Consider the following 11,808-nt stretch of genomic DNA (forward strand, 5'->3'; position numbering starts at 1 on the left):
CACACTCAAGACACCACCGGTCGCTGTCGGGGTTCACACTTCGGGAATTTCGATGTCGTCGAGCGGATCGTTCTTTTCCGGGCTGTCGGCGGCTCGTTTGCTTTGATTCGACTTGATGAGCGCGGAGACTTCGTCCCAGTTCACCGCGGCGAAAATCTCGTCCAGGTGCTTCACCACGCCCAGTAAGCTCGCGGAGGCCATCTCGAAGTTGGTGTGCGGGGAGAATTCTTTGAAGTGATCGCGGAAGTGCTCCGCGACGCGGCGGAGTTTGGGCAACTTCCCCTTTAACCGACGAAGGAAGTCGCCGAAATCGCCCCGCTGGAGCGCCGGCTCGACGGCTCGAATGCTGTCGTAGAGAGTTCGCGGGACGTCGAGCATGTCCTCGTTGTCCTGGATCTCGTCCGCGTGCTTGAGGAACGTGCGGATCATCCAGGCGTGCGCGAGGACCGTGTTCAGCCGGGCGACGGCTTCTTCGGGACTCATGGTTGCGCCGGCGCGGGGTTGGGGCCATCGGTCGGGACCGCGGGCGCCGGGGTCGTCGGCTTCCCTTTCGAGGCTTCGGCTTCTTCCTTCGACATCAGTACCAAGAACGTACCGACCGCGACGAGCACGATCCCGGCCCACAGTTTCCAGCCCGGCATATCGAAGTGGAAGTTGCTCCACTCGCCGGTCTTCGCGTTCGGGTGCCACACGGAGCTGAGCACCGTGTTGATGAGCGGGGCGAGGCAGAAGATGAGTGGTGCGATGTACATGCGGTACGTCGCGGGGTTCACGCCCTCGATCTTCGCCTGATCGACCGCCGCTTTGCTGGCGAAAATCACGCAGATCGCGCCGACCGCACCGGCCACGCCCGCGAGCCCGCTGAACACGAGCCCCACCGCGCGCCAGCTCGCTTGGGCGTCGTCGCGGGTCGCCATGAGTACGACCGGGATGACCACGGCCATCACCATGTACGCCACGCCGACCGACAGAATGGACGCCAGCCGCCCGCCGACGCCGATCGCGTTCCCCTGCGCGTTGAGCGGGCTGAGCATCTGCCCACCGAAGAAGATGATGGGCACGTAGGTGCCCCACGCCAACCCAGCGAGAATGACGTAGCCCCACCACGGGATGCTGTTCATCGATATTCCAGGAAATGGAACGCGGGGCGCGGAATGCGGAGTTCGGAACGAAGACCGAGTCTCCGTTCCGCGATCCGAACTCCGCGCCCCGCGCTGGAAAGAGTGACCCTATGGGGATTCGAACCCCAGTTCCTGCCTTGAAAGGGCAGTGTCCTAGGCCACTAGACGATAGGGCCACGTCTGGAAGTCGGCGCCGCCGAGGACACACCATTTTTAGGAGCGGCACGGGCGAGCGGCAACGTGCGTGCGCCGGTATCGGGGCGATCGGGGGCCGAAAAAGACAAGAACCAACTGCCCCCGTTCCGGTTTTCCGACGCCCGGCGCGTTCGCTCGGGGCGTAAGGGCACGACTTTGCTGTGGTACAATCTCCCGTGTGGACGAGTAGAATGGTTCACGAACCGCTCGCAGGTATCGGACCATCTAACCCATATCTCCCGAGGACTCTCAAAATGGCCAGCCCTAACGTTGTTGAACTGACCGAAGGAAACTGGAGCGAGTACGTCACCAGCGGCACGCTGATCGTTGCCGACTTCTGGGCGCCGTGGTGCGGCCCGTGCCGCCGACTCGCTTCCACCATCGACGCCGTTGCCGACCAGTTCGCCGGCAAGGTGAAGGTGGGCAAACTGAACGTGGACGAGAACCCCAATCTCGCCGTCAAGTACGACGTGATGACGATCCCCCGCATCCTGTTCTTCAAGGGTAGCGACACCCCCGTTCACACGGAGAGCGGCGTCCTGTCCCCCGACGAGCTGTCGAAGCTGATTAACCAGTACGCCTAATTTTTCGAGCCGCGTCCGACGGGAACGGGTTGAAGGGCGAAGCGGTGATCGAGCGCACGGAGCGACTCGGCCACCGCTTTGCTCGCTTCGCCCTTCAGCCCATCTCTTCATGAAGATCGCCCCCCCCGCGCGCCGATAAAGTTTGCGGGTTCTTCCGTCGGAGCGGGGCGCGAACAATGGCAAACATTAACGACGAGCGGGTTCGACTTGCGTTGGACCGGGCGGAGGCGGACCGCTTGTTGGCGGAAGCCCGTGCCGCGCAACGCACCGCGAACCGCGAACGGAGCCGCGCCCGCAAGCTTGCCGCGCGCCTGGCCCGGCGCGTCCAGCACACACTCGATACCGCCCGCGCGCAACTGGAAACCGATCGCCAGGCGCTCGAGGCCCGGGTCGCGCGCTTCAACGAAACACAATCGGTGTTCAACGGCACGATCGCGGCCGACCGCGACCGGGTGCGCGACGCCTGGGCCGATCTCGCCGCCCGCCAGAAGCGCTCCATAGAAGAATGGGACGAAGCGAGCCGGTTCCAGGCGGAACAGGCCACAGCGCTCGACGCCCGGGCCGCAGCGCTCGATGCCCGCGAGCGGGGCGAAACCGAAGCGAAAATCAAGCTCCAGTGCGAAGTTACGGTGCTGCGCGAGGAAGCCGCCGCGCTCGAAATGCGCGTGCGCAACGCGCGCCAGGCGGTGGACGAACTCGAGCACCAGCGCGAACAACTGCGGGCCGACACCCTCGCGCTGGTCGCGGCGGAAGCGGAACCGCCGGCCGAACTCCAAGTCGCACTCGACCGCTCCACCGACCGCGACCTGACGCAGTGGGCCAACGAGCTCGCGAAGAAGGAAGAGCGGTTGAACGTGGAGCGGGCCACGGTCACGGGGCTGTTCGCGAGCCTGGCGCGCGACAAGGCCGGGATGGGGGACCAGCGCCGGGTGCTCGCGGAGCAGTTCGCGCAACTCGCCGCGGCCCGCGCCGGGTGGCAGGCCGCCGAGCGCGAGACCGTTCTGGAAATGGAGCAACTCGCGCACACGCTCCGGCAGCGCGAGGCCGAACTCAACGCCCGCGACCAGCGCATCAGCCGCGCGGACGGTCGGCGGCGCGAGGACGCCTACGATTTGTGGCAGTTCCGGTTGCGGCTCGAAGCGTGGCAGTCGAAGCTCGTCGCGTTCGAGATGCGCTGGCACACGGAGCGCGAGCAGCTCGAAGCGGATCTCGTCCGGCGCGAAGAGACCCTGATCGCACGGGAGGCGGGCGCCGGCGGTGATTCGGACACGATTCCCCCGGTAATCCCGTTCGCGCTCGCGATTTACGACGGCCCGCCGACCCGAGCGGTGCCGGAGGAACTGACCGCGCTCCGCGACGAGGTCGAGCGCATGGCCAGCCTGCTCCTCGAAGCGGACCTGCCGGAACCGCCCGAACCGCACGAGAGCGAGTTACCGTGGGCCGCCCCCGACGAGAACAACGCCGAAGTGTTCCCGTATGACCGCTCCCGCGCGGCCTAGTCAGCAACCGAACGAGCAAAGGGGCGGGGCTTCCCGTGCGTTGAACCGTGACGACAAACGGGAGCGCCGCCCACTCCCTTGCAGTCGCGGCTCGCTACAAGGAAACGCGACGAATCGAGCGCCGCTCGCACTTAAATGGTTGCGGGGCACAAGTGGCGTCTACGTCTTCAGCGTGCCGGTGATTTCGCGCACGCGGCTCGCCCCGAGTGATTCGATCGCACTCGGGAGGGCGTCCACGATCTTGACACTCGCGGTCGGGTCGTAGAAGTTCGCGGTGCCGATCTGGACCGCGGTCGCCCCGACCACGAGAAAGTCCATCACATCGTTAAGGGTCGCGATCCCGCCCACTGCGATCACCGGAATCGCCTTCAATTGTGCGATTCGCCACACCGCGCGCAGGGCTAACGGTTTGATCGCGGGGCCGCTCAGTCCGCCCGTGATGTTACCGAGGATCGGCGCCCGTTTCCGCCAATCGACTGCCATGCCCACAAAGGTGTTGACCGCGCTCACCGCGTCCGCGCCGCCGTCGGCTGCGGCCTTTGCGATGACGGTGATGTCGGTCACGTTCGGCGTGAGCTTCGCGATGAGTGGCAGGTCCGGGCACACGTCCCGGCACCGGCGGACGATATCTTTCGTCAGCTTGGGATCGATGGCGAAATCCGTCCCGCCGCTCACGTTGGGACACGACAGGTTCAGTTCCAGCGCGCTCAATCCTTCGCGCGACTGATGCACGCGCGCCGCCATCGCGACGAACTCTTCCTCGCTCTTCCCCGCGATGTTGCCGACGATCGCCGTCGGGAGCGTGCGGAGGTAAGGGAGGTGGTGCGTGAGGAAGTGTTCGAGGCCGTCGTTATCCAAACCGATCGCGTTCAGCATGCCGGACGCGGTCTCCACCGTGCGCGGCGGGCGATTACCGGCGCGGGGCGCGTGCGTCACGGTTTTGGGAACGACCCCGCCGAGCTTCGCGAAATCGACGAACGGCGCCATTTCCTTCGCGTAGCCGAACGTGCCGCTCGCCACGAGGACCGGGTTGCGGAGCTGGAGCCGCCCGAGCGTGCAGGACAGGTCAATCATTAACGACGGTCTCCCGGTTCGGCCCCACAAACGACTTCCGGCATTTTATTAGTTTGTTGCGCGTAACTCTGTCCGCACGGCAGTGTTTACGAGACTACGGATCACATTTTCGGTTCCAATCCCAAGAGGTGCCCATGTCTCGCAAGCTGCTCGCAGCCGGGCTGTTCGCACTGGCCTGCACAATTACGCTGTACGCTCACACCGTTACCGCGGGTGAAGAGGCCCCGGCCCCGCGCGCCGCCGGCGAGGGGGAGGGCGATAAGAAGGGCGAAGGCAAGGGCGGCCCCGGTGGAAAGTTCGGTAAGGGCGGCTTCGATAAGAGCAAGATCGACCCCGAAAAGCTGAAGGCCCTCAAGGAGAAGTTCGGCAAAGGCGGGTTCGACAAGAGCAAGATCGACCCGGAGAAACTCAAGGAATTCAAGGACAAGTTCGGCAAAAATGGGAAGGGCGGCTTCGGGAAGGGCAAGAAAGACAAGGACAAAGAGAGCGGCGAAGAGTGAGAGGCGCCGGGCACAGTCTTGGCGCACACATTTCAATTGCTTTGGTGTGCGGTTGCAACAAGGGGCGAACGGCCGGCGTGAGCCGGCTGGTGGAACTGGCTCGGGCTACACTTGGGAGCTTTCACCAGCGAACGGGTCGAGTTCGGGCGGGAGCGCCTTTCAGGGTGGAACTGGCTCGGGCTACACTTGGGAGCTTTCACCAGCCGGCTCACGCCGGCCGTTCGCCGGAAGCTCCTCACTGGTACTGCGTCGGGTCCGGTTGACCGGCTTCGGCGAAGCCCTTCTTGCGCAGCGAGCACGAGTCGCACCGGCCGCACGCCCGGCCCGTCGCGTCGGGATCGTAGCAACTCAACGTCTGCGCGTAATCCACACCAAGTTTGGTCCCTTCGCGAATGATCTCCGCTTTCGTCATCTTGAGCAGCGGCGAGTGAACGCGGAACTTCCCCGTGCCCTCGGTACCGGCTTTCGTCGCGAGGTTCGCGAGGCCCTCGAACGCGCTCAGGAACTCGGGCCGGCAGTCGGGGTAACCACTGTAATCCAGGACGTTAGCGCCGATGAAGATGTCGAACGCGCCGACCACTTCCGCCAACCCGAGCGCCAAACCGAGTAAGATCGTGTTGCGCGCCGGGACATACGTCACCGGAACGCCGTGGGTCATATCGTCCGCGGAGCGGTCCTTCGGCACCGCGATGTCCGCCGTGAGCGCGGACCCGCCGATTTGCCGGAGGTCGAGCTTCACGACGCGGTGATCGACCGCACCGAGCGCGGTAGCCACGGTCGCGGCGCGCACGAGTTCGACGCGGTGCCGCTGCCCGTAATCGACGGCCAGCGTGTAACACTCAAAGCCCTGGTTCCGCGCGACCGCGAGCGCCGTGGTGCTGTCCAATCCGCCGCTGAGAAGCACGACCGCTTTCACAACACGCACTCCCGATCGAGTTGGTAATCGCCCGCCCGCGGTTCTTCTGGAAGCGCGGGCGCTGACGTTGCGACGAAACGAGGTGGAACCGCCCGCGCGCTTCATCTATCAAGATAGGTACCCTACGAGACGCACCACAATGGAACTGACCGAAACCCCGGCCATCGAGCAGTTGGAAACGTTCCCGAACCCGCGCCCGGGGCGGGAGTTTGCGATCGAGATCGTATGCCCGGAGTTCACGAGCGTGTGCCCGAAGACCGGCCAGCCGGACTTCGGCACGATCACGTTCACGTACACGCCGGGTGAAACGTGCGTCGAGTTGAAGTCGCTGAAGCTTTACCTGCAGCGGTTCCGCAATCAGGGGATCTTCTACGAACAGGTGACGAACCGGCTGCTCGATGATTTCGTGGCCGCGTGTAAGCCGGTGCGGTGCAAAGTGGTGTCGGTGTGGACGCCGCGTGGCGGCATCAGCACGACCGTGACGTGCGTGCATGAAGCGAACGAGCAGCCGGTGTGATCGGCCTCTGACTGCGTGTCCCACCGGCCGGCTTACGCCGGCCGGGTGCCAAAAGCATTAATCAACGATGATGGCGTTTTCGAGGCGGGCGTTCGGGAGGGCTTCGCGTGCGCCCTGTTGAGCGAGTTGCTTCACGTGGTACGAATTGGCCCGACCGCGAAGCACCACGCGCTCACCGCCCGTAGCGATTTCGACTTCGAGGTTCTGCACCCGGCGGCTCGTCCGATCGGCCACCCGCTGTGTAACAAGCTCAAGTAACGACATAGGGTTTGTGCTCATCTGCCCTGATTACTTCCTCGCGTTGCCTAAAGGTCAAGCAAGAGTGCTTGATTCGTATTCTTAACAGGCCGCGCTAGAGGCGTATCTTTTAGGTTACGGAATTTAGATGCAAACCGCAGTCCAGAAATATGTTTCCAAATCGCAACTCCTGAACCTGCGTGGTTCCCGGCCTTTATTTGCTGAAGAACTGCGCACCCGCGTGGCCAATGGTGCCCGGTGCGTGCGCTTCGAGTATTGCTTCTCACTTTTGTTCGTGACCGTGCGTCGGCAATCCGAAGTCTATCTCACTAAATCCTGGCAACAGCGTTACTTATGGGGGTTGTGGTACAGCACTCTCGCGCTTTTGCTCGGGCCGTGGGGCGTTCCGTGGGGACTATTTTGGACACTCTGGGCCGTTTGGGTGAACACGACCGGCGGAGCGGACTGTACCGCGAGCGTTCTCACTGCGGTGGAATCACTTAGTACAGAATGCGCGAATGCGCAAATCGATTCCCAGCATGGGGAAGTTAACCCGTTAGCGCCGGATTACAATTAGCTCTGGTACACGGTTCCGCTCTGCGCCGCGATGACGAGGAGGGACGCTTGTGGTTCGTCACGGTACGGTCGCTCTCGCTGCCCTCGTCGTGGGCCTTCTGGCTTTATCCGAGGGGCGGGCGTCGCTGCACCACCCGGACGACCCGATGGCGATCCCGGTGAGCGAAAAGGGCGCACCCGAAGCGCTTTCCTTTGAAGAATTCGGGCGCCGGCGCCTCGTGTTACTGAACGCGAGCAACCCGAAGTGGCCGCTCGACAATTCCGATCCAAGAGACCCGGCGAAGAAAATCAGGACCGACCGCGGTACGGTCAAGGATCGCATCGACAAACGGTCGGCGCTCCGCGGCCGGTCGGAACTGGATAGCGTCGCACTGGCGGTTGACCTGCTCCGGTTCGGTCAACCGGCCGAGGCCACCGGCGCGCTAAGGGACCAGCGCAGAGGATTTCTGCCGAACATCACGCACGCACACATCGAGGCCGCGCAGGGGAACTGGGACCGCGCGTTTCAGTTCCTCGATATCGCGAACGAGGAGCGCCCACCGAAGGAGGTTCCCGGCCTCAAGCCCCAAGAGCTCGCGTGGCAACTCAAGCTGAACACCGGACCGTTACTGAAGTTGGTGCGGCTCCGAATGAACGAAGCGAGGGGCGCCAAACCCGCGCCGGAAAACGAACTGCCGGACGCGATCTTCCCCGTGAACTTCGCGGACACGGTCGACGGCGCGCTGGTGCCGGGGGAGCGGGCGAAACTCCCGCCCGATGCGCTCGCGACCGTGCAACAGCTCGTGCTGTGGTTCCCGCACGACCCGCGCCTCTACTGGCTGCTCGGTGAACTGTACGCGGCGAAGGGGGAATTCGCCGCCGCGCGGAAGATCATGGACGAGTGCGTGGGGACGTTCACTTACAGTAACCGCAAGGTGCTGATGCAGCACCGCGAAGCGGTGACGAAGGCCGCGGACGCGAAGGGGGCCGCGCCCGAAGATCCGCTCTTCGCACAGCCCGATAGTGCTCCTCCTCCGCCGGCCCCGGCGCTGCCGTTCTCAATGGGCGCGGTGTGGATCTACTTCGGCGTGGTCGGGGTGATCGCGCTGTTCGCGGCCGTTCGCGCGCTAATGAAACTCAAAAGTAAACTCAATTGATGGCAACGGGAGGAGCCCTTCGCGATGATCGAAAACGTGTGGCTCGTTCACCCCGATGAGGCGATGTGTGCGGCGTTCCGGCGCCGGTTCGCCGGGCTGCGCGGCGTTCGCGTCGTTCGGGGCCGTTTTGAAGACCTGGAACCACACGACTGCTTCGTCACCGCGGGAAATGCGTTCGGCATCATGACCGCGGGCATTGATGCGGCCGTGGTCGGGGCCTTCGGCGAAGAACTGATGGCGCGCGTCCAGCACCGCATCATGAACGACTACTTCGGCGAGCAACCGATCGGCACCGCGTTCGTGTTGGGAACCGGCAGCTCCGCGATCCCGTTTCTGGTTCACGCGCCGACGATGCGCGTCCCCGGCAACATTGACGGGACGGACAAAGTGTACTGCGCGACCTGGGCCGCGCTGCTCGCGGTTCAGGCCCACAACACAACGAACGCGCACCGAATCGAAACGGTCGCGTTCCCCGCGATGGGCACCGGATTCGGCGGGGTACCGTTCGACGAGGCCGCGCGCCAAATGGCGGTCGCGTGGCGCAACTACCTCGAACCGCCGCACCGACTCGACTGGGATTTCGTGGTCGAGCGCCACCGCGCCATTTGCTACGACGGCCCGCGCCAGGTCGCCCGCTGAATCGCTCTCGCTTCTTGCGAATTCGGCGTTACACTATCCGCATGTCCACAACATATTACAAAAAGGTGCGCAAGCACCTTTCCGGCAATTGCCCGGTCATGAAGCGGATCATTGACCGCGTCGGGCCGTGTACGCTCACCCCCAACGGCGACGACCCGTTCACGTTGCTCGTGCGGTGCGTGATCTCACAACAAATCTCGACCAAAGCGGCCAAGTCAATTTACGGCCGGCTCGTCGCCGCGCTGAACGGCACGCCCGAAGGGGAGAGCGGTGCACCAACGATTCCGATTGCGGAGCTGGCGAAGCTCACCGAGGCGGAGTACAAGGCGTGCGGGATCTCGGGACCGAAACAACGGACCATGCGCGCGGTCATCGACCACGTGAAGGCCCACCCCGACCTGCTGCCGAGCATTCCCGACCTCGACGACGACGCGGTTCGTGAACAACTGACGGTCATCAAGGGCATCGGCCCCTGGACCGTCGATATGTACCTGCTCTTCGGTTTGGGGCGCGCGGACGTGCTGGCGGTCGGTGACTACGCGATCAAGGTCGCGGTGAAGAACCAGTTCAACCTGCGGAAGATGCCGGACGCGGCCAAAATGACCAAACTCGCGAAGCCGTGGGCACCGTACCGCAGCGTCGCGTCGTGGTACTTATGGCGCAGCTTGGACGCGGTGAAGACTGAAAAAGAGGGCACGTGAGGGGCGCGCGATTCGGAGCTGTCCCACAGCGAAGATCAGTGCGCCCAACTGCGGTAAGCCACGACCACACGCTTGCGATCGATTCCGATCACCCGGTCGGGCTCCAGATACCATTCCGTAATTCCGGCCGAATCTATCGTGACCGGCACGCTTTCCAGCCAGGTCGTGTCCGCCGCGTTGACCGGCGCGATCCCGGCCGGAACCCAACCGTCGAACTCTCTCGGCGGCACGCGAGCCAGCACGCGGACATCCCAATCAGACGGACCCGGAACGAGCCCGCCACCGTTAGTGTGATACCTACGGCGCCGGTCGACCCGAGCACCTCCTCGCGTGACCGTGACCCGAGGAGGCTCATCACCGATCGTGGGCGACTACTTGACGAGTGGGACCGGGGGGATTCCTTCGTTTAAAGTGGGAAATGGCGCGAAGGGAGTCGGCCCCTTCTCGCTCCGCGAAACCGGGCCGCGGACCTCATACGTCAGGCGCGTCCCGGCCCGGACGTTGTCCTCTTCGCCGGGGCCGACGCCCGGCGGTGTGCGCCGCCACGCGGTCCCCTGACACGTGATCCGGTACCCCTCGTTGAACATGCCCGTGAGCTGCGGGATCTTGAACGCCATGCTCGACGTCGGGGCCGGGTACTCGGGCGGGATGGAGGTCAGAAAGTAGTTCATCCCCGTCAGCATCCCGGTCGTGAAATAGCGCTGCAGGTCGCCCCGCGTTTGCGCGTAGATCATCGCGGAGATTTCCTTGCTGGCCAGCGCGAGCGCCAGCGGCTTGATTTTCTCCTGGTCGGCGTACAACTTCCCGGCGACGACGAAATACACGTTCGTCCCCGCGAGGTCCGCGTTCGGGTCTTTCGAGCGGTCCTCCGGCGGCACGTAGGGCGGCATGACGAAGAGGGCCTTCGAGACGCCCCCGTCGATGTGCCGCTCCGTCACGCACCGGCCGTCCACATCGACGGCGATGTGCTGCGGCGGGAAGGCGCCCGGAATGGCGGACGATCCGAGGAGAATTTGCTGAATGAGCTTCACGTCCTGCGGGCGCCCGCGACAGGCGATCGCCCCGATGTCCCAGACGACGAACTGTTTGCTTTCCGCCGCGGTCGTGCCGATGTAGAGGCGCCGACCCTTTTGGTGCTCCCGGGCCAGTTCGCATATCACCTGCGGGGACAGCACCTCCGCCACCTTCTCGGCGAGCGGGGTGTTGTCCGCGAGCGACTCGCGGAACAGCCCGCGCACGGGCTTCATCTTGTAGAGATCTTTTGCTTCCAGGGTCGTGTAGAACGCCTTCAACTGTTGGTCGTAGGCCGGCCCGAGGAACGCGAAGGGCGCCGCCAGCGCGCCGGTGCTGATGCCGGTCACGACATCGAACTCGGGCCGATCGCCGCGCGCGGTCCAGCCGCACAGAACCCCCGCCGAGAACGCTCCGAACGATCCGCCCCCGGACAAACTGAGGACGTTCTTCTCCCGGAACGGGGTGTTCGGGTTGCGCTCCTTTAAGGCCTTTTCCAAAGCCGCTTTACGCACCGTCTCCGAGCGGGCGGCGAGCTGTTTGGAATCGGCTTGGGCGCTGAACTCGGCTTGCGCGGCCGCATCGACCATGTCGCGTGTGTGCATGCCGAGGGCGGTAGGAGTCGGGCATTCCCGTCTGGCTTGACGTGAGCTTTTGCAGCCAGTTGCCACGACGCTGACCAGCGCCGCCAAGAATATCACCGAGCCAACTCGCTGCTGGAATGAGCTCATGGGATATTTCTCCAGTCAAAAGTATGCATTGGCTCGATTTCCCAGAAAACGGATATTCACACTCCTAATCGGGTGTTTAGTCGGGGCGCATCAGGAAATAGGCGCAATCCCTGCAAGTAGGACAAGTGGCACAGGTGCGCGAGGGATGAGAGCCCGGGTAATTGGGGTGCGTGTGGAATGAGGGGCGCCGGGTAGAACCACGCTCGTTGTTTGAATCTTTGCCTCCGATGCCCCAATCGCGGCATCGTCACGGTCGGCGCCCCTACTCCTCCCGGTAAATCACGACTTCCGGCGGCCACCCGAGCACCCACTGCCACCACTCGGCCAACGGAACAATCCATGTGAAAAATGTTTAATCAATAGAATGTGAT

General features: G+C 63.9%; 14 protein-coding genes and 1 tRNA gene. 7 read left to right on the top strand and 8 right to left on the bottom strand.

The genetic code is table 11. The features are described 5' to 3' along the window. Positions 1-33 precede the first annotated feature (33 nt). From J8F10_RS28065 to J8F10_RS28075, 3 genes are all read right to left on the bottom strand, one after another. Positions 34-483 carry a hypothetical protein gene (locus tag J8F10_RS28065; protein WP_210659657.1) on the bottom strand — a complete coding sequence of 150 codons (450 nt, stop codon included), beginning with the start codon at positions 481-483 and terminating at the stop codon, positions 34-36. Further along, positions 480-1,121, bottom strand: a complete 642-nt coding sequence (locus tag J8F10_RS28070) for a hypothetical protein (protein ID WP_210659659.1) — start codon at positions 1,119-1,121, stop codon at positions 480-482. Before J8F10_RS28070 ends, J8F10_RS28065 begins: the two co-directional genes overlap by 4 nt. Before the next feature lie 103 nt (positions 1,122-1,224). Continuing rightward, positions 1,225-1,297 (bottom strand) — tRNA-Glu (locus J8F10_RS28075). 273 nt (positions 1,298-1,570) lie between these two features. Here J8F10_RS28075 and J8F10_RS28080 point away from each other — a divergent pair. Further along, a complete protein-coding gene (locus tag J8F10_RS28080; RefSeq protein WP_052550918.1) occupies positions 1,571-1,900 on the top strand; it encodes a thioredoxin family protein in 330 nt (109 codons plus the stop codon). 176 nt (positions 1,901-2,076) lie between these two features. Beyond that, on the top strand, positions 2,077-3,399 hold the full coding sequence (locus J8F10_RS28085) for a hypothetical protein (protein ID WP_210659660.1): 1,323 nt from the start codon (positions 2,077-2,079) through the stop codon (positions 3,397-3,399). A 159-nt stretch (positions 3,400-3,558) separates the two neighbouring features. Here the strand turns inward: J8F10_RS28085 and J8F10_RS28090 are convergent, their stop codons facing one another. Continuing rightward, positions 3,559-4,473, bottom strand: coding sequence for a dihydroorotate dehydrogenase (locus J8F10_RS28090; protein ID WP_210659661.1), 915 nt, complete (start codon positions 4,471-4,473; stop codon positions 3,559-3,561). Between the two features lie 134 nt (positions 4,474-4,607). On the opposite strand from J8F10_RS28090, the gene J8F10_RS28095 reads away from it, so the two are divergent. Then, positions 4,608-4,973: a hypothetical protein gene (locus tag J8F10_RS28095; RefSeq protein WP_210659662.1), complete on the top strand. Its 366-nt coding sequence runs from the start codon at positions 4,608-4,610 to the stop codon at positions 4,971-4,973. A gap of 235 nt (positions 4,974-5,208) precedes the next feature. Here the strand turns inward: J8F10_RS28095 and queC are convergent, their stop codons facing one another. Then, the gene (gene queC / locus J8F10_RS28100) at positions 5,209-5,898 is read right to left on the bottom strand and encodes a 7-cyano-7-deazaguanine synthase QueC (RefSeq protein ID WP_390891120.1); all 690 of its coding nucleotides are present in this window, start codon (positions 5,896-5,898) and stop codon (positions 5,209-5,211) included. A gap of 130 nt (positions 5,899-6,028) precedes the next feature. Between queC and queF the strand changes: the two genes are divergently transcribed. Next, a complete protein-coding gene (gene queF, locus J8F10_RS28105) occupies positions 6,029-6,406 on the top strand; it encodes a preQ(1) synthase (protein ID WP_210659664.1) in 378 nt (125 codons plus the stop codon). Between the two features lie 57 nt (positions 6,407-6,463). Here queF and J8F10_RS28110 read toward each other — a convergent pair whose 3' ends face one another. Then, positions 6,464-6,670: a hypothetical protein gene (locus J8F10_RS28110; protein WP_210659665.1), complete on the bottom strand. Its 207-nt coding sequence runs from the start codon at positions 6,668-6,670 to the stop codon at positions 6,464-6,466. 599 nt (positions 6,671-7,269) lie between these two features. Between J8F10_RS28110 and J8F10_RS28115 the strand changes: the two genes are divergently transcribed. The 3 genes from J8F10_RS28115 to J8F10_RS28125 are packed head-to-tail and all read left to right on the top strand — an operon-like array spanning position 7,270 to position 9,695. Beyond that, a complete protein-coding gene (locus J8F10_RS28115; RefSeq protein ID WP_210659667.1) occupies positions 7,270-8,355 on the top strand; it encodes a tetratricopeptide repeat protein in 1,086 nt (361 codons plus the stop codon). A 24-nt stretch (positions 8,356-8,379) separates the two neighbouring features. Then, entirely contained in the window at positions 8,380-8,994 is a 615-nt protein-coding gene (locus J8F10_RS28120) for a macro domain-containing protein (RefSeq protein WP_210659669.1), read from the top strand. A 41-nt stretch (positions 8,995-9,035) separates the two neighbouring features. Next, on the top strand, positions 9,036-9,695 hold the full coding sequence (locus tag J8F10_RS28125) for a DNA-3-methyladenine glycosylase family protein (protein ID WP_210659670.1): 660 nt from the start codon (positions 9,036-9,038) through the stop codon (positions 9,693-9,695). Positions 9,696-9,730: 35 nt separating this feature from the next. On the opposite strand, the gene J8F10_RS28130 is transcribed toward J8F10_RS28125, so the two are convergent. Together J8F10_RS28130 and J8F10_RS28135 are read right to left on the bottom strand one after the other, a co-directional pair. After that, positions 9,731-9,937 carry a hypothetical protein gene (locus J8F10_RS28130; RefSeq protein WP_210659671.1) on the bottom strand — a complete coding sequence of 69 codons (207 nt, stop codon included), beginning with the start codon at positions 9,935-9,937 and terminating at the stop codon, positions 9,731-9,733. Positions 9,938-10,066: 129 nt separating this feature from the next. Then, on the bottom strand, positions 10,067-11,311 hold the full coding sequence (locus J8F10_RS28135) for a patatin-like phospholipase family protein (RefSeq protein WP_210659672.1): 1,245 nt from the start codon (positions 11,309-11,311) through the stop codon (positions 10,067-10,069). Positions 11,312-11,808: the final 497 nt, after the last annotated feature.

The organism is Gemmata palustris, assembly GCF_017939745.1.
Classification (GTDB): Bacteria; Planctomycetota; Planctomycetia; order Gemmatales; family Gemmataceae; genus Gemmata; species Gemmata palustris.

Excerpts from the sequence above, each read along its gene's own strand:
- J8F10_RS28125 (WP_210659670.1), top strand. The coding sequence starts at position 9,036 with ATGTCCACAACATATTACAAAAAGGTGCGCAAGCACCTTTCCGGCAAT.
- J8F10_RS28065 (WP_210659657.1), bottom strand. The coding sequence starts at position 483 with ATGAGTCCCGAAGAAGCCGTCGCCCGGCTGAACACGGTCCTCGCGCAC.
- J8F10_RS28070 (WP_210659659.1), bottom strand. The coding sequence starts at position 1,121 with ATGAACAGCATCCCGTGGTGGGGCTACGTCATTCTCGCTGGGTTGGCG.
- queF (WP_210659664.1), top strand. The coding sequence starts at position 6,029 with ATGGAACTGACCGAAACCCCGGCCATCGAGCAGTTGGAAACGTTCCCG.
- J8F10_RS28085 (WP_210659660.1), top strand. The coding sequence starts at position 2,077 with ATGGCAAACATTAACGACGAGCGGGTTCGACTTGCGTTGGACCGGGCG.
- J8F10_RS28135 (WP_210659672.1), bottom strand. The coding sequence starts at position 11,311 with ATGCACACACGCGACATGGTCGATGCGGCCGCGCAAGCCGAGTTCAGC.
- J8F10_RS28110 (WP_210659665.1), bottom strand. The coding sequence starts at position 6,670 with ATGTCGTTACTTGAGCTTGTTACACAGCGGGTGGCCGATCGGACGAGC.
- J8F10_RS28120 (WP_210659669.1), top strand. The coding sequence starts at position 8,380 with ATGATCGAAAACGTGTGGCTCGTTCACCCCGATGAGGCGATGTGTGCG.
- J8F10_RS28095 (WP_210659662.1), top strand. The coding sequence starts at position 4,608 with ATGTCTCGCAAGCTGCTCGCAGCCGGGCTGTTCGCACTGGCCTGCACA.
- J8F10_RS28090 (WP_210659661.1), bottom strand. The coding sequence starts at position 4,473 with ATGATTGACCTGTCCTGCACGCTCGGGCGGCTCCAGCTCCGCAACCCG.
- J8F10_RS28080 (WP_052550918.1), top strand. The coding sequence starts at position 1,571 with ATGGCCAGCCCTAACGTTGTTGAACTGACCGAAGGAAACTGGAGCGAG.